Below are 16,171 nucleotides of genomic sequence, written 5' to 3'. Positions count from 1 at the left end.
CTGACATACATTGCGACGTGTCAGCTAACTGACATGACGACAAGGAGCATCACCATGCCCGTCACCGGCCCCGACTTCATCTCGCTGCAAGCGCGCGACCTCGACGCTTCGCGAGCGTTCTACGAGCAGTACCTCGGCCTCGTCCGCTCGCAGGCCGGGCCTCCGCACGCCGTCGTCTTCGAGACGAAGCCGATCGCGTTCGCACTCCGCGAGGTCGTTCCCGGCACCGATCTCGCCTCCGTTGCCCAGCCCGGCATCGGTGCCGCGATCTGGCTCCACGCCACCGACGTCCAGGCCATCCACGACGCCCTCGTCGCCGACGGTCACACCATCGTCTCCGCCCCGATCGACGGCCCCTTCGGCCGCACCTTCACCTTCGCCGACCCCGACGGCTACCAGATCACCCTCCATGACCGCGCCTGAGGCGAGCACCCTGGTCTTCGGGGCCACCGGGGCACTCGGTGGCCACGTCCTGGACGCGCTGGTCGCTCGGGGAACCAGCCCAGGAACGATCACCGCAGCCGGTCGGAACCAAGCGCGCCTCGGGGAACTTGCTTCCGCCGGGTTCAACACCGCCGCCGTCGACCTGTCGGATTCGGCCAGCGTCGCAGCGCTGGTTGCCAGGCACTCCGACATCGTGTTGATCTCGGGCAGAGACCCGAACCGCCTTGCTCAGCACGAGTCGATCGTCAAGGCGGCGAAGAACGCCAAGGTCCGACACGTCTACTACACCAGCGGAGTCCGGGCCGACGACGACCGGTTCGAGATCAACGCGGACCACAGAGCGACAGAGGACGCTCTCACCGCTTCCGGCGTGACGTACACGATCCTGCGGAACACCTGGTACATCGAGAACTACATCCAGGCGCTGGCAGGCCCCCGCTTCTCCGGCGTTCTGGCCGCCGCGACCGGCAACGCCGTCGTTGCCCCAGCCAGCCGGAAGGACCTGGCTGAGGCGTTGGCCACCGTCGTCACCACAGACGGGCACGACAATGTGACTTACAGCCTCTCCGGCGACACGAACTTCACCTACGCCGACATAGCCGAAGCAATGTCGGTCGTCCTGAAGCGCGAGGTCACCTACCGGCCTGTCACTCCCGAAGAATTGCAGGCAGCGCTCATCAACTCGGGGATGGACAGCGAGCTGGCCGGCTTCTTGGCACGTCTCGATGAAACCATCGCCGCCGGGGTCTTCGCTCGGGTCGGTGACGATCTTCCTCGACTCCTCGGCAGGCCAACTACCGGCCTGGTCGCGGGACTGACAGCAGAGTGAACACCGGGGCTGGCGCAGGCGAGTCGACATCTCGGCTCACGCCGCCCCTTCTCCCGATCAGCGCGTCTGGCGCAACGCCGTCAGTTTGGATCACGTCGAAGCGGGCGGCCACGGAGGCGGCACGCATGTGGGCCACGGCGCCGGCACGCGTTTCTCAGCCTGAGGAGCCGGTCGCCGGACTCGCGCGACACGCCCCCAGGCTTGCACGTGTCGCGGTCGGTCACGCGCCCCCAAGGCCCAGGACGGTGGCCTGACGGCCGACTGCTGCAAACAGTTGCTACCCAGGTGACATCGTGACCGGCCCCGCGCGAGACCTGCCCGTCAGAGTGTGTGCTCCGGCGATCGGCAAGGTGATCGACAGAGAGGTCCGGACATCCGCGATCTCTCCCGTGATCTCACAAGCCGCCAGTCGGACGCCGTTCCTTCTGGCCAACGCGGCCGCCCTGCCGCAAGCGCCCTCCGGATCGGTGATCGCCGCTCTGGCCGCGGCCAGAGCGCTCAGATCGGCCGCGCTGTCGACCCGATGGCGAGCCACCCGAACCGCCCCCACGGAGGCCAACCCTCCGGCAACCGCCATCAGGAGCCCCATGAGGGCCACTCCCCATAAGGTCGCCGACCCTCGTTCCTTGTGCTTGATCATCCTTGTCCTCGGAGTGATTGATCGGTGAAAGCTCGTCGCTTCGCCCAGCTTTGAGACGCTTCTGCGCCTCCCGCGCGGACGATCTCCGTGCCGCGTCGCGGAGTTGTTGTCTCTTCTTGTGGGTAGAAGACGCCGTAGGGGTTGGAGATTTCGCCCCCCGACTGCCAGGAGGACACGAGGGCTCATGTCCTCCTGGCAGATCTCATTTCGGCGAGTACGTGCGTGACGTCATGGTTCTGTGGCGGCTGTCGCCGAGGCCGACACGGGGACGGCCGGTAGCGAAACGCCCCAAGCTGGTCGTACATCTACTGCGATCTCTACGTGAGTGAATTCTGCGTCGCGGGTGATCTCTACGTGTGCGTCTGGGCGAGTGGCCGAGCGGGCGAGCTCGCGGACCTGGTCCAGCGGCTCACCTCGGGCTGCGGCGCGCACTGCCGCTCGGGCTGCGTCTACACATTCCAGTTGGACGTTCACCGCTTGTATGGCCCAGAGCGCGGCTGCCAGGACGATCATGAGCGCGGGCAGCATGGCGGCGGTCTCGGCCGTCACCGAGCCGCGTGATGCCGACCGTTGCCTGGTGGCGGCGTTCCGCGTCTGGTGGAGGGTCATCCGGTCATCTTGAGCGCTCGGTCTATGAGGGACTTCAGCATTTCCTGAACCTCTGGGCTGCTGACCACCTTGAACAGGAGCGCGGCGAAGGCGCAGGCCGCGATGGTGCCGACTGCGTATTCGGCTGTGGACATGCCGCGCTCTCTGTTCGCGACAGCGCAGGTGATCCACTTGCCCGGGTACCAGCGCGAGCCCTGCCCGGTGGGTCCGCCCGGAGGTGCGGAGGTGGTCGAGGAAGCGCGGCTGGCTTCCGGCTCGGCGTTGGAGGAGTCGTCGGCTTCGAGGGGCGGCGCGGTGGTGGCCGGCTCGGTGCAGGCGGTGGGCAGGGATGAAGTGGCGTACGCGTGAGCTGGAGTGGGGCTGAGGGTGCCTGGCATGGTGGCGGGACCTTGCATCGTGCCTCCAGGTGGTCGGAGCCGGGTCTTGTCCGGCGGGAGTCCAAGATTCGCCGAGAAGGCACAGCCGCCGTCAGGCCGAATGGCGTTCTGGGGATTGTCCAGTGGGCTCGGCTCTCAGGCTGTGGACAACGCCGCCGTCGGGACGTCACGGCAGGACGATCGTGGAGGCGAGGCCGGCGATCACCGGAATGATGCCCAGCAGGACGAAGGCCGGCAGGAAGCACAGGCCCAGCGGGGCGACCGCTTTCACGCCCACGGTCCGGGCGGCGGCGAGTGAGGCGGCTCTGGCGGTGTCTCTCGCGTCGTCGGCCAGGCGGGTCAGGACGTCCGCCAGCGGAGCGCCGGTCTGCGCGGCCCGGCTCATGGCTCTCGACAGCTGGCTCAGCGCCGGGTCCTTCGCCAGGGTTGCCCAGGTCGGCTCGGGGTCGGCGCCCAGGCGGAGTTGGCTGCCCACCCATGCCAGACGCTGACCGAGGGGGCCGCCGATCGTGGTCGCAGCCAGGTCGGTGGCGGCGGTCACCGGCTGTCCGGCGAGAAGGCAGGCGGTCATCAGGTCGGCGGCGAAGGGGAGATCGGCGGTGATCTGCTCGCGTTCCTGACGGGACCGCTGGGGTTCCTTCCTGTGCAGCATCAGGGCGGTGACCGGGGTCAGCAGCAGGGCCACCGCGATTCCTGGGAGGCCGCCGACCAGGAGGGCGGTGATCACGCCGGTGATGGCGGCGGTGGTGACGGTTCTGCGGGTCGGGCGGCGGTGGTGGGGGTCCTTCTTGTCAAGCCAGTCGGGCTGGGCGGGGGTGTCCGTCGGAGAGATGGCGGGGCTCGACGGCGGGTCGGGGGAGGGCAGGAGGCGGGTGAGGCGGTCTACGGGGGTGCGTGGGGCCGACCACAAGAAGGCGGCGAGGGCTGCGCAGAAGGCGGACAGCAAAGGGAGCATCGGGCGGATCCAGTGGTTCGGGCGGACGTGGATGAAGACGACTCGACGGCGGGGATGAGGACGACTCGGACGGACGAGGATGAGCACGACTCAGGGAGGACGACTCGCCGGAACAAGGGCTCACAGGCTTCCCTGGAGTGCTGGCCTACGGGTCTCGCATGAGTGCGGAGCCACAGGACTCGCATGAGTGCAGAGCCACAGGACTCGCATGAGTGCAGAGCCACAGGACTCGCCGGAGCCCTGGCCTACAGGTGTTCGGGGCGTGGCGGGTCAGGGTTGGGCCTTGGTGGCCATGCGGTGGGTCCACCACAGGCCGCAGACGTCGAGGGCGATGCCCGACAGGAGGCAGAGCAGGCCCGGCAAGGTGCCGAACAGGAAGCTCAGCGGGTGCATGTCGAGCGCTCCCGCCATGACCAGGCCGAGAACCGGCAGGGCCGCGAGCATCCGGGCTGTGGTGCGGGGGCCGGCCAGTTGGGCGGCGACGTCCTGGCGGTGGGCCTGGGCGGCGCGGAGCGTGCCGCCGACGCGTTCGACCAGGGCGGACATGCCGGCGCCCACGGTGAGGCTGACGTCCCAGCAGGCCGCGAGCCGGCGGAGGCCCTCGCCGCCCTGAGCCGGCGCCGCCGCCGTGAGGGCCGCGGAGACGTCGCCGCCGTCTCGTGCGGCGGCCAGGGCTGGGCGCAGGGCTTCCGGGTCGGGGAAGTCGACTGCCGCGATGGCTCGGGTCAGGGCTTCACCGGGGGTGCGGCCCGCGGCGAGCTCGGCCGAGAGCGACTGGCACAGCTCTATGGAGGCCCGGCGCCAGGAGTCGGCGCGGCGGGCAGGGCCGGGGCGGGTGAGGGTGGCCCGCAGCAGGTGCTGCCATGGGAGACGGCGATGGCGAGCGGTCAGGAGCGCGTGCAGGCGGAGGGCGGGCGTGGCGGGGCCGGTCCACAGCCAGATGGCACAGGCTATGGACAGCGCTGAGACGATCGCGGCGGTCATCGTCCGGGGGCCTTCATGAGGTCCTGCGCAACAGGGATTCGTAGCCGGGGCCGGTGTGGGCGGAGCCGTTCGGGGCGAAGGTGAGGGCGGGGAGCGACTCGACGAGGCCGGCCGGGGTTCTGGAGAGCAGGCAGATCTCGGCGACGCGCCTTCGGCCGTCGCTGCGGGTGCGGGTCAGGTGGACGACCACGTCGAGGGCCGCGGCCAGCTGGCTGTGCACGGCCTCCCTGGTCAGGCCCGCCGCGCAGCCGAGGGCTTCCAGGCGGGGTGGCACGTCGGCGGCGGCGTTGGCGTGCAGCGTGCCGCAGCCGCCCTCGTGGCCGGTGTTCAGGGCGGCGAGCAGGTCGACGACCTCCGCTCCCCTGACCTCGCCCACCACGAGCCGGTCGGGACGCATGCGCAGCGCCTGGCGCACCAGGTCGCGCAGGCCCACTCCGCCCGCTCCTTCGAGGTTGGCCGGGCGGGTCTCCAGGCGGACCACGTGGGGGTGCAGAGGGCGTAGCTCGGCGGAGTCCTCCACCAGCAGGAGGCGTTCGGCCGGGTCGGCCTGGGACAGCAGGGCCGACAGGAGCGTGGTCTTGCCCGTACCGGTGCCTCCCGTGACGAGGAAGGCGAGGCGGGCGTCGACCATCGCCGTCAGCACCGTGACGGCCGCCGGGGCGATCGTGCCGGCCGACACCAGGTCGGACAGGGTGAAGGTGCGGCGCGGCGGCAGGCGCAGTGACACGCAGGTGCCGCCGGACGCGATCGGCGGCAGGACGGCGTGCAGCCGGACGCCGCCGGCCAGCCGCGCGTCCACATAAGGCGATGCGTCGTCGAGCCGTCGGCCGGCGGCGGCCGCGAGGCGCTGGGCCAGCCTGCGGACCGCTCCGTCGTCGGTGAAGGTGACGGAGGTGCGGCGCAGGCCGCCGCCGTCGTCGATCCACACCTCGCGTGGGCCGTTGACCAGGACGTCGGTGACGTCGGGACGGGCCAGGAGCGGCTCCAGCGGGCCGGCGCCGATCAGGTCGGCGCACAGGGCGCGGGCCACCGCCAGGATCTCGGCGTCTCCATAGACCGAGCGTTCGGCCCGGAGCGCCACGGCCACCTGGGCCGCCGTCGGCTCCACGCCGGCGCGCGCCAGCCGGACGCGGACGGCCTCCACGAGCTCCGGTGAGACCTCCTCGGCGGCGCTCATGCCGGAAGCAGGTCGCGGAGGAGGGCGGCGCAGAGGGTGCCGAGAACCGTGCGCGGGCCGAGCCTGGGCAGCTCGCCGCGGTTGAGGGTGGCGGTGAGCCTCGGATGGTCGGGCAGGTGGGCGGCGACGGGGATGCCGAGGGACGCCGCGGCCGTCTCCTCGTCGAGGACGCCGGGACGGAGCACGGCCCGCACGTCGGAGGTGTGTTTGCGCAGCTCGCCCAGGACCTGGACGGTGGACAGGATGCCGCGCAGGTCTGCCGTGGTGACCGTCAGGGTCGTGGTCGCCCTGGTGAGGGCTTCCACGGCGGCCGGGTCGAGATGGCGCGGCAGGTCGACGACGATCAGGTCGAAGCCGCGCCGGCCCGCTTCCAGGACCGAGCGCATGGCCTGGGGCGGGATGGCGGCCACCTCGCCGCGGTGGAAGGACAGGACGGCGAGGTCGCCGAACGACGGGAGCGCCGCCTGCAGGGCGCTGGAGCCGATCCTTCCCTCCCTCGCCACGAGGTCGCCCCAGCGGGCGCCCGCCGACTCCTCGTGGCCGAGCAGCGCGTCGATGCCGCCGCCCAGCGGGTCGGCGTCGATCAGCAGCGTACGGAGGCGGTCGCCCGAGGCGCGCAGGGCCAGGCAGGCGGCGACCACGCTCGCGCCCGCCCCGCCGTGGCCGCCGATCACGCAGGTCACCGCGCCGGACCGGGGCTCGGGCTCCATGGCGTCGGCGAAGCGTTCCACGAGGTGGCGTTCGTCGCCCGGGAGGCGTACGACGGCCTGGGCGCCCACCGCCACGCACTTTCGCCACGTGTCGGGGTCGTCGGGGGCGCGGGTCACCAGGAGCACCTGGTCGCGGGCGGGCGGCGAGGTGGCGGAGAGGGCGTCGGCCTGGTCGGGGCCGACGGCGACCATGGGGGCGAGGTTCCAGTAGGGGCGGGCGCCGGCGGGGGTGTGGGCCACGTCGAGCTGGGCGCCGGCGGCGGCCGCGATGCGGACCAGGTCGTCGAGGAGGTCGTGGTCCTCGGTGATGACCAGGGGGCGGTGCACGGGGTCCTCCTCTTGCGGGGGCGTGGGAGGCCAACCCTGCCGAGGAGGACGGACGCCGCGAGAGGGCGAACGGGATTCTGGGGACGGCGGCGCGGAGGCGCGGGCCGCCTGTGGACAACCGGTGAGCCCAGCACGTCCTGGGGCGGAAAAAGGGCGACCCCCGCCGGGGGGGGAGAGCGGGGGTCGCCTGATCGGTCCGGCTCCGGGGGGGTAGAGCCGGTCCCGTTTCAGAAGAAAGCTTTCATCACTTCACCGGAGCATGGCAAGAGACTTGCAAAGCAATCCCTCACACAGCCGCTCCAGTTTCGGGCGATACCACCGTATGCTGCCCGATCCACTCGAGTTTCGTCGAGCAGTAATCTGGCATTTTCGCCAAGTTTTTTCGCCACCCCATAACAATCACGTAAAGGCGATCACTGTCCGTAATCGTCACAGGTAGATAACGGGTTGGCGTTCGCGGGCGCCGCAACGGGACCCTCCCGGCCGCTCCACGGCTCGGTAAAGGTCTTGCTCCAAGGGGTTCCCATCAGGGGGGATCCGACGTAGAAAGGTGTTACGGACCACTTGTCCGGGTGCATCAGCCGGGCACCCACGTGCGACCAGCCGCGGGAGGCGCGTCGTGACGGGCTTGACCCGCTGCGACGGATTGAGGTGCACGCTTGGTAACCCGGTGTGATGCACCGGCGGACGGCGTCTCGGACGAGACGCCGTCAGCTATGTGACCAGCCCGTCCGTCAGCCCCGCTGCATCGCTTCGCAGATCGCGGTCGTCTCCCGCACCCCCAGGCTTACCGCCGAGGCACAGTGTTGTACCCACTGGCCGACGCCCTCCGGAGTCCCGGTCAGGTACGCCCGCAGTGCCTCCGCGTACGGCAGCTCCAGGTGCCCGATCTCCACGACGACCAGCGATTTCGGGTCGAGCCCGTACTCGACCAGGGTCAGCCGCTCCGCGGAGCGCGCAACGACGCCGTCGCACGTACCGAACGGACGCAGCACCGCCAGCTCGGCGTGCACCACGGCGGCCAGCACGATCGCGGGCGCCTTGCCCGCGCCCTCCAGCAGCCGGAGCAGGGCCTCCATCCGCGTCGCGGTCTCCGCGGCCCCCGGCGCGGGGCCGAGCCCGAGCGGGTCGGGGGCGGAGTCGTCCGTACGGGGACGTCCCAATGCGGGCTGGTCGGCGAGCCCCGCGGCGGCGACGGTGTGCAGGCGGGCCAGCACCTGCCTCGGTGCCTTCCGCCAGGTGGCGCCGAGCCGGCCCATCTCCGCGGACGCCCGCAGCGCCCCCTGGACCAGCGGGTCGTGCACCTCGTCGCGGCGCAGCGCGTCCAGCGGCACGTCGGCGCCCTCGATCGCGGCCGAGGCCCGCGCGCCGCGCAGGGACGACTCGGTGGACACCGCCGGGCTCGCCCGGCGCAGGACGCGATGCCGATAGAGCCGGTCGACGGCCTGCCGCGCCTCGTCAACCGCCTCGGACACGCCTGGGAACCGCGCGATGACGGCCAATGGGTCACTCACGAAAACCGACCTTACCGGCGGGTACACCATGCCCCGCCAGGGACCACACCCCCCGCCGCAAAAGGCACCACGCCGTGCCCCGCCACGAACCACGACCACCGCCATATGAGGCGCCACGCCGCCCCCGCCATGGACCGGACCGCCGCCGGATTAGGCGCTACGGCGACCCCCGCTTTTTCCCGCCACGCCGAACCGCATATTCTCCTGATTTCAGGATGACAACAGTTCAATTGCGTTTGTCATGCGAGCTGATAATCATGCGGCCACCCACGCGAATCGGTACAGACCTGTCTAGACCTCTTGTGTGGGGAGGCCGTGAGCTGGTGAAGTGGGACCCGACCTATCCCACCTGGCCATAGAAGGAGCACGAAGTGGCCCCGGAGACCCCTGGCAACGAGACCCAGGCGCTGTCCAACCTGCTGCAGGAGAATCGCCGGTTCGCACCACCGGCTGAGCTGGCCGCGGCCGCGAACGTGACCGCCGCCGCCTACGCCGAGGCCGACGCCGACCGTCTCGCCTTCTGGGAGCGCGCGGCCGAGCGGCTGACCTGGGCCAGGCGGTGGGACACGACGCTGGAGTGGAACGCGCCGTTCGCCAAGTGGTTCGTCGGCGGCGAGCTCAACGTCGCCTACAACTGCGTCGACCGGCACGTCGAGGAGGGACGCGGCGACAAGGTCGCCTACCACTGGGAGGGCGAGCCCGAGGGCGACAGCCGCACGCTCACCTACAACGACCTCAAGACCGAGGTCAGCAAGGCCGCCAACGCCCTGCAGGAGCTCGGCGTGGGCAAGGGCGACCGGGTGGCCATCTACATGCCGATGATCCCTGAGCTGCCGATCGCGATGCTGGCCTGCGCCCGCATCGGCGCGATCCACTCGGTGGTGTTCGGCGGGTTCTCCGCCGGCGCGCTCAAGAGCCGCATCGACGACGCCGACGCCAAGCTCGTGATCACGGCCGACGGCGGCTACCGCCGCGGCAAGCCGAGCGCCCTCAAGCCCACCGTGGACGAGGCCGTCGCCGAGTGCCCGCAGGTGGAGAACGTGCTCGTCGTACGGCGTACCGGCCAGGACGTCGCGGTGGGCGAGAAGGACGTGTGGTGGCACGACCTGGTCGAGCGCCAGAGCGACCAGCACACCGCCGAGCCCCACGACGCCGAGGACCCGCTGTACATCCTCTACACCAGCGGCACCACCGGTAAGCCCAAGGGCATCCTGCACACGACCGGCGGCTACCTCACCCAGACGGCCTATACGCACCACGCGGTCTTCGACCTCAAGCCCGAGACCGACATCTACTGGTGCACGGCCGACATCGGCTGGGTCACCGGCCACTCCTACATCGTCTACGGCCCCCTCGCCAACGGCGCGACCAGCGTCATCTACGAGGGCACCCCGGACACCCCGCACCGCGGCCGGTTCTGGGAGATCGTGCAGAAGTACAAGGTCACGATCCTCTACACCGCCCCCACGGCGATCCGGACGTTCATGAAGTGGGGCGACGACATCCCCGCCAAGTTCGACATGTCCAGCCTGCGCGTCCTGGGCTCGGTCGGCGAGCCGATCAACCCCGAGGCCTACGTCTGGTACCGGGAGAACATCGGCCACGACCGCTGCCCGGTCGTGGACACCTGGTGGCAGACGGAGACCGGCGCGATCATGATCAGCCCGCTGCCGGGCGTCACCTCGGCCAAGCCGGGCGCGGCGATGCGGCCGCTGCCGGGCATCAACGCCGACGTGGTCGACGACCAGGGCAACAGCGTGCCGAACGGCGGCGGCGGCTTCCTCGTGGTGCGTGAGCCGTGGCCCGCCATGCTCCGCACGATCTGGGGCGACGACCAGCGCTACATCGACACGTACTGGTCGCGTTTCGAGGGCATGTACTTCCCCGGCGACGGCGCGAAGAAGGACGAGGACGGCGACCTGTGGCTGCTCGGCCGCGTCGACGACGTCATGCTCGTCTCCGGCCACAACATCTCCACCACCGAGGTGGAGAGCGCGCTGGTCAGCCACCCCAAGGTCGCCGAGGCGGCCGTGGTCGGCGCCACCGACCCGGTGACCGGCCAGGCCATCGTGTCGTTCGTGATCCTGCGCGGCAGCGCCGAGGAGAGCGACGACATCGCCGCCGAGCTGCGTGACCACGTGGCCAAGACGCTGGGTCCGATCGCCAAGCCGCGGCAGATCCTGGTCGTGCCCGAGCTGCCGAAGACCCGCTCCGGCAAGATCATGCGCCGCCTCCTGCGCGACGTGGCCGAGAACCGCAGCATCGGCGACGTCACCACGCTGGCCGACAGCACGGTGATGAACCTCATCTCCGAGAAGCTGCCCGCGGCCAAGTCCGAGGACTGATCAGGCCGCAAGTCAGCTGAGGCGCATGCCCGAACCGGGCATGCGCCTCAGCTGTCTCCACCGGACGGCGTTATCGTGGGCGATCGGGTAGTTCTGTGAGTAGCAGCGTCCTCGGCGTGTTCGGTGGCGCCCAGCCGTCCGTACGGGATGTTTGACACGGCCACCAGGCCTCGATAGGAGACGTTCATGCCGCAGACTCCCGAGGAAGAATCCCTGGGCTCGCTGGTCGCCCAGGCCAGCAGCCATATCTCCGACCTCGTCCGCTCCGAGATCGAGCTGGCCAAGGCCGAGTTCAAGTTCGACGCCAAGCGGGTGGGCATGGCCGCGGGCCTGTTCGCCGCCGCCGCGTTCATGGCGCACCTGTGCCTGATCCTGGCCTCGTTCACCATCGCGTACGTGCTGGCCCAGTGGCTGCCCAACTGGCTGGCCTTCCTCATCGTGACCGTCTTCTACCTGGTGGCCGCGGGCCTGCTGGTGCTGGTCGGCGTGCGCAGGCTGAAGGGTCTGGCCGGGATGAAGCGCACCGCCAGGTCGATCAAGGGCCTCAAGGAGATCGCGACGCCGGAGGAGCAGCCGCTTCCCGTGCCCAGCCCCGAGGGCCAGCCGGTGAGTCGTGATGGCACCTGACGAGTCGGTCGTCCAGATCGACGGCCCGTGGACACACCGGGCCGTGCACGCCGGCGGCACCCGCTTCCACGTCGTGGAGGCCGGTGAGGGGCCGCTGGTCCTGCTGCTGCACGGGTTCCCGCAGTTCTGGTGGACCTGGCGCAACCAGCTCACCTCCCTCGCCCGGGCCGGTTTCCGGGCGGTCGCCGCCGACCTGCGCGGCTACGGCGGCAGCGACAAGCCGCCGCGCGGCTACGACCTGCCCACCCTGGCCGCCGACGCCACCGGGCTGATCCGCGCGCTGGGCGAGACCGGCGCGGTCGTCGTCGGGCACGACTGGGGCGGCCTGCTGGCCTGGACGATGGCCGTGCTCGACCCCAAGTGCGTGCGCCGGCTGGTCGTGGTCTCGGCGCCGCACCCGCTGCGGCTGCGCAACGCGCTGGTGACCGACTTCGCCCAGGTCAGGGCCGGCCGGCACGCGCTCGGCTACCAGCTCCCGCTGCTGCCCGAACGCCGGCTCACCCGGCACGACGCCGCCCTGGTCGGCCGGATCCTGGCGGGCTGGTCGGCGCCCGGCTGGCCCGACGCCGAGACCGCGCGCACCTACCGGGAGGCGTTCCGGATCCCCGCCGTGGCCCACTCGGCGCTGGAGTACCACCGCTGGTTCGGCCGTTCCCAGCTCCGGCCCGACGGCCGCCGCTACGCCAGGGTCATGCGTACCGAGATCGAGGCGCCGACGCTGCACCTGCACGGCGCGCTCGACCCGTGCGTGCTGCCGCGCACCGCCCAGGGCTCCAGCCGGTACGTCGCCGCCCCCTACCGCTGGCGGCTGTTCGAGGGCGCGGGCCATTTCCCCCACGAAGAGATCCCCGACGTGTTCGACACCGAGCTGCTCGGCTGGCTGGCCGACCCCGAGCCCGACCGATAGGAAGCCCCGCGAGCGATGAGAGACCGCGACCCCCAGGGCAAGCCGCGCAACGCCAGGCCACGCGACGCGTACGGCAGGCCGCTCCCCTACGGCTCGCCCGGCGTCGACCGGGTCCCCGACGACTACGCCCCCACCGCCGACCAGGCGCTCGCCGACGCACGGCGCTTCCTGGCCGAGGGGCTGCCGTTCAACGCGCACGAGGTCTTCGAGGGCCGCTGGAAGTGCGCGCCCGAGGAGGAGCGCGAGCTGTGGCAGGGGCTCGCGCAGATCTGCGTCGGCCTGACGCACCTCCAGCGCGGCAACGGCCGCGGCGCGGTCACCCTGTTCAGCCGCGGCGCGGCCAGGGCGCAGGCGTACGGCGGCGACTACGACGCCGTCGGCAGGGCGGTCACCGGCCTGACCCAGGACAGCGACCCCGTCGAGGCGATCGCCCTGGTCCTGGGCGAGCTGCCCGGCTAGTCGCACTCCTGGGTGCTGGCCGCGGTGGTGTCGTTCCTGCCCTGGCCGGCGTCGGGCGCGACCTCCTCGGCGGTCAGCACGTAACCGGTGTCCTTCTCGCTGACCGCGGCGGCGAAGATCACGCCGTAGACGCGGCCGTCGACGGTGAGCAGCGGGCCGCCGGAGTTGCCCGGCAGCACCTTGCCGCGGATCGCGTAGACCTTCCGCCGGACGTTGCTGCCGTGGTAGATGTCGGGGCCCTCGGCATCGAGGCGGCCGCCGATGCGGGCCGGCTCGGCGGTGAAGCCCTTGCCCCTGGGGAAGCCGGCGATGATCGCGTTGGCGCCGCGCTTGCCGTCGGCCTCGAAGCTGAGCTGCGGCAGGTCGAGGCCGGGCACGTAGAGGATCGCGATGTCGCGCTGGGGGTTGTAGCGCACGACCTTGGCCGGGTGGCGCACGTTCTTGTAGTCGATGACCTCAAGGTCGCGGGTGACGCCGGCGACGACGTGGGCGTTCGTCATGATCCGGCCGTCGGCGTAGACGAAGCCGGTGCCCTCGATGTGCTTGTTGCAGCTCTCGGCGTTGCCCTGCACCTTGACGATGGCCCGCTGGGCCCGGCCCAGCTTGGCGCCCTGGAGGATGCTCTGCGCGGGCGGCGGCACGTCGATCAGCGTGTCGGCGCCGATCGCGTCGAAGACGGGCGGGAACTCCGACCGGTCGACGAACTTCTTGAACGGCTGCTGCCAGTTGCGCGCGGCCTGCGGGATCGCGTCGTCGACGGTGGTCAGCAGCGCGGAGTTCTTGACCTGGTCGACCAGCGGGGTGAACGTCGTGGAGACGATCAGCGACCCGATCAGCCAGGCGATCACCAGCACGGACAGCGCGCTGGCGAACGTGCCGCCCACCGCGTCGGCCATCTTGGCCGGCTCCCACGTCACGTGGCTGCGCACGACCGCGCCGACCGTGGAGGAGGCGAACTGGCCGATCGTGGCGGCCAGGAAGACGATCACGATCGCCAGCAGCGCCTGCGGGGTGTCGCCGTCGACGACGGCCTTGGCGACCGGCGGAGCGATGAAGATGCCGAGCACGGCGCCGCCCACGAACCCCACGAAGCTCATCGCGCCGATGATGAAGCCCTGTCGGTAGCCGGATACGCCGAAGGCGATCACGAGGCCGATCAATATGAGGTCAAGCAGATCACCGCGCACGCTTCAAAGGTAACCAGCGATACGGTCAAGTGTGCACGTCTTCCGCCAGGACGGCGTCACCCGCCTGGCTATCTTGAGCGGTATGCCGCCGGCCGAGGGAACAGTGCGCGATCTCATCCAGGCAGCTCTCAGCGACACCGATCCGGACGGCCCGCTGCGCTGGCACGTGATCTGCCAGCTGCGCCAGCGGGCCGACCTGGAGTCGTTCATCGAGGCACGCCGCCTGTGCGCTGCGGACAACGTGGCCGAGCGCCTGCTCGGGGTGGACATCATGGGCATGCTGCGGCCGTTCGTGGACCGTACGCTGCCGGTGCTGCGCTACCTGGCCGCCAGCGAGGACGACGCCATGGTCCTGTACTCGGTGCTGATCGCCTTCGGCCACCTGGCCGACCCCCGCTCGCTGCCTTCGGTGATCGACCTGGCCTGTCACGGCGACGCGAGGGTGCGGTACGGGGCGGCGTACGCGCTGCAGCACGTGCTCGGCGATCCGCCCGACCGGGCCGGCCTGGAGATGCTGCGCACCCTGGCCGCCGACGACGACGCCGACGTGGCCGACTGGGCCTCCCTGGGCGTCTCGCTCAGAGCCCCGGAGTGACCCCGGCGTCCTGCGTCAGGGCGCCGGAGTGGTCCGCTCGCGCAGGCCCAGCCGGACGACCTCGGCCGGCAGGTCCTCCAGCCGCGCCTGGTCCCAGGGACGTTCGAGGCCGCCCTCGCGCAGCACGACGTCGAGCACCATCGCGGTGAACCCCCACACCAGCATGCCCCGCACGTGGAAGGCCGGGCCGGCGAGCCCGCTGGGATGCCGCAACATGACCCGGTTGCCCGGATCGACCAGCTCGGCGATCGGCACCCGCTCCACGGACTCCACCTCGTCGGGCGAGGCCGCGTGCACGGCGGACGGCGTGTGCCACCAGCCGAACACCGGGGTGACCCGGTTGTCGCTGTGGTCGAGGTAGAGCTCGGGCATCGTGCCGAGCACGCGGACGCCGCGCGGATCGACGCCGGTCTCCTCCTCCGCCTCGCGCAGGGCCGCGCCGACCGGGCCGCCGTCGCCGGGATCGACGCCGCCGCCGGGGAAGGCGGGCTGGCCCGCGTGCCTGCGCCCGCGCGAGCTGCGCTGGATGAGCAGCACGTCGGGGCCGAGCGGGCCCTCGCCGAACAACATCAGCACCGCGGCCAGGCGCCCGCCGTCGGCCGGGGGACGCAGGTATCGGGGGACCGTGATGCGCGCGGCCTGCGCCGCCAGCCGTTCGAGCCAGTCGGGCACTTCTGTCACGCCAACCTCCAACACGGCACGGCCTCGATCACTTCCCGCGGCTCGGGGATCAGGAGAAGGGACCGGGCCTGACCAGCTTCTCGGCCTCCGCCTCGCCGGTGGGCCCGGTGCCGAAGGAGGGGCACAGGTTCGCCAGCGGGCACACGCCGCAGGCCGGGCGGCGGGCGTGGCAGATGCGGCGGCCGTGCCAGATCACCCGGTGGGAGAAGATCGTCCACTCGCGGCGGGGCAGCAGCTCGGCCACGATGTGCTCGATCTTGACGGGGTCGGTCTCCTCGGTCCAGCCGAAGCGGCGCACGAGCCGCTGGAAGTGCGTGTCGACGGTCAGCCCCGGCACGCCGAACGCGTTGCCGAGCACCACGTTCGCGGTCTTGCGGCCCACGCCGGGCAGGGTGACCAGGTCTCTGAGCCGACCGGGCACCTCGCCGCGGTAACGCTCGCACACGGCCTGGGCCATGCCGATGATGCTGTTGGTCTTCGCGCGGAAGAAGCCGGTCGAGCGGATGATGTCTTCCATCTCGGCGCGGTCGGCGGCGGCGTAGTCCTCGACGGTGGGGTATTTGGCGAACAGGGTGGGGGTCACCATGTTCACCCGCTTGTCGGTGCACTGGGCCGACAGGATGGTGGCGACCAGGAGCTCCAGCGGGTTGCGGAAGTCGAGCTCACAGTGGGCGTCGGGGTAGGTCTCGGCGAGGATGCGGTTCATCTTGCGTGCCCGCCGTACCAGGGCGAGCTGGGTCTCCGGCTTGCGCCCCGCCGCGTTCGTGGCCATGCCGCAAGACTATGGGAACGGTTGAACCTTCT

18 protein-coding genes are annotated in these 16,171 nt (G+C 71.0%); 7 read left to right on the top strand and 11 right to left on the bottom strand.

The genetic code is table 11. The features are described from left to right. The first annotated feature begins 54 nt into the window (after positions 1-54). Positions 55-423, top strand: coding sequence for a VOC family protein (locus tag ACWEJ6_RS13360; protein ID WP_452423705.1), 369 nt, complete (start codon positions 55-57; stop codon positions 421-423). Continuing rightward, a complete protein-coding gene (locus ACWEJ6_RS13355) occupies positions 410-1,273 on the top strand; it encodes an NAD(P)H-binding protein (RefSeq protein ID WP_452423703.1) in 864 nt (287 codons plus the stop codon). Before ACWEJ6_RS13360 ends, ACWEJ6_RS13355 begins: the two co-directional genes overlap by 14 nt. Positions 1,274-1,550: 277 nt before the next feature. On the opposite strand, the gene ACWEJ6_RS13350 is transcribed toward ACWEJ6_RS13355, so the two are convergent. From ACWEJ6_RS13350 to ACWEJ6_RS13315, 8 genes are all read right to left on the bottom strand, one after another. Beyond that, positions 1,551-1,913: an Rv3654c family TadE-like protein gene (locus ACWEJ6_RS13350; RefSeq protein ID WP_452423701.1), complete on the bottom strand. Its 363-nt coding sequence runs from the start codon at positions 1,911-1,913 to the stop codon at positions 1,551-1,553. Between the two features lie 228 nt (positions 1,914-2,141). After that, positions 2,142-2,522 (bottom strand): TadE family type IV pilus minor pilin, encoded by a 381-nt coding sequence (locus tag ACWEJ6_RS13345; protein WP_397213596.1) that lies wholly within the window; start codon positions 2,520-2,522, stop codon positions 2,142-2,144. After that, positions 2,519-2,899 carry a DUF4244 domain-containing protein gene (locus ACWEJ6_RS13340; protein WP_452423699.1) on the bottom strand — a complete coding sequence of 127 codons (381 nt, stop codon included), beginning with the start codon at positions 2,897-2,899 and terminating at the stop codon, positions 2,519-2,521. Before ACWEJ6_RS13340 ends, ACWEJ6_RS13345 begins: the two co-directional genes overlap by 4 nt. Before the next feature lie 166 nt (positions 2,900-3,065). Next, positions 3,066-3,854, bottom strand: a complete 789-nt coding sequence (locus ACWEJ6_RS13335) for a type II secretion system F family protein (protein WP_452423696.1) — start codon at positions 3,852-3,854, stop codon at positions 3,066-3,068. Between the two features lie 270 nt (positions 3,855-4,124). Continuing rightward, positions 4,125-4,838 (bottom strand): type II secretion system F family protein, encoded by a 714-nt coding sequence (locus ACWEJ6_RS13330; protein WP_452423694.1) that lies wholly within the window; start codon positions 4,836-4,838, stop codon positions 4,125-4,127. A gap of 13 nt (positions 4,839-4,851) precedes the next feature. Further along, positions 4,852-6,015 carry a TadA family conjugal transfer-associated ATPase gene (locus ACWEJ6_RS13325; protein ID WP_452423693.1) on the bottom strand — a complete coding sequence of 388 codons (1,164 nt, stop codon included), beginning with the start codon at positions 6,013-6,015 and terminating at the stop codon, positions 4,852-4,854. Beyond that, a complete protein-coding gene (ssd, locus tag ACWEJ6_RS13320) occupies positions 6,012-7,052 on the bottom strand; it encodes a septum site-determining protein Ssd (RefSeq protein ID WP_452423691.1) in 1,041 nt (346 codons plus the stop codon). Before ssd ends, ACWEJ6_RS13325 begins: the two co-directional genes overlap by 4 nt. A 734-nt stretch (positions 7,053-7,786) precedes the next feature. Continuing rightward, positions 7,787-8,566: a Fic family protein gene (locus ACWEJ6_RS13315; protein WP_358290459.1), complete on the bottom strand. Its 780-nt coding sequence runs from the start codon at positions 8,564-8,566 to the stop codon at positions 7,787-7,789. Between the two features lie 371 nt (positions 8,567-8,937). Here ACWEJ6_RS13315 and acs point away from each other — a divergent pair, with 371 nt between their 5' ends. From acs to ACWEJ6_RS13295, 4 genes are all read left to right on the top strand, one after another. Next, positions 8,938-10,911, top strand: coding sequence for an acetate--CoA ligase (gene acs, locus ACWEJ6_RS13310; RefSeq protein ID WP_452423688.1), 1,974 nt, complete (start codon positions 8,938-8,940; stop codon positions 10,909-10,911). A 186-nt stretch (positions 10,912-11,097) separates the two neighbouring features. After that, positions 11,098-11,538, top strand: a complete 441-nt coding sequence (locus ACWEJ6_RS13305; protein ID WP_352321392.1) for a phage holin family protein — start codon at positions 11,098-11,100, stop codon at positions 11,536-11,538. Then, the gene (locus ACWEJ6_RS13300) at positions 11,528-12,445 is read left to right on the top strand and encodes an alpha/beta fold hydrolase (protein WP_387677880.1); all 918 of its coding nucleotides are present in this window, start codon (positions 11,528-11,530) and stop codon (positions 12,443-12,445) included. The genes ACWEJ6_RS13305 and ACWEJ6_RS13300 overlap by 11 nt, the downstream gene beginning before the upstream one ends. Before the next feature lie 15 nt (positions 12,446-12,460). Continuing rightward, entirely contained in the window at positions 12,461-12,904 is a 444-nt protein-coding gene (locus tag ACWEJ6_RS13295; RefSeq protein ID WP_358290468.1) for a DUF309 domain-containing protein, read from the top strand. Here ACWEJ6_RS13295 and ACWEJ6_RS13290 read toward each other — a convergent pair. Then, positions 12,901-14,091, bottom strand: a complete 1,191-nt coding sequence (locus ACWEJ6_RS13290) for a MarP family serine protease (RefSeq protein WP_364327501.1) — start codon at positions 14,089-14,091, stop codon at positions 12,901-12,903. The two genes, ACWEJ6_RS13295 and ACWEJ6_RS13290, sit on opposite strands and share 4 nt — an antisense overlap. A 103-nt stretch (positions 14,092-14,194) precedes the next feature. Here ACWEJ6_RS13290 and ACWEJ6_RS13285 point away from each other — a divergent pair, with 103 nt between their 5' ends. Then, a complete protein-coding gene (locus ACWEJ6_RS13285; RefSeq protein ID WP_352321385.1) occupies positions 14,195-14,686 on the top strand; it encodes a HEAT repeat domain-containing protein in 492 nt (163 codons plus the stop codon). A 15-nt stretch (positions 14,687-14,701) separates the two neighbouring features. Here the strand turns inward: ACWEJ6_RS13285 and ACWEJ6_RS13280 are convergent, their stop codons facing one another. After that, positions 14,702-15,367: an NUDIX hydrolase gene (locus ACWEJ6_RS13280; protein ID WP_397154719.1), complete on the bottom strand. Its 666-nt coding sequence runs from the start codon at positions 15,365-15,367 to the stop codon at positions 14,702-14,704. 49 nt (positions 15,368-15,416) lie between these two features. Continuing rightward, entirely contained in the window at positions 15,417-16,139 is a 723-nt protein-coding gene (nth, locus tag ACWEJ6_RS13275; protein WP_452423684.1) for an endonuclease III, read from the bottom strand. Positions 16,140-16,171 lie beyond the last annotated feature (32 nt).

It is taken from the genome of Nonomuraea sp. NPDC004702, from assembly GCF_053601695.1.
Note: the sequence above shows the minus strand (reverse complement) of the source record. Positions and strands in the feature narration are given on the sequence as shown.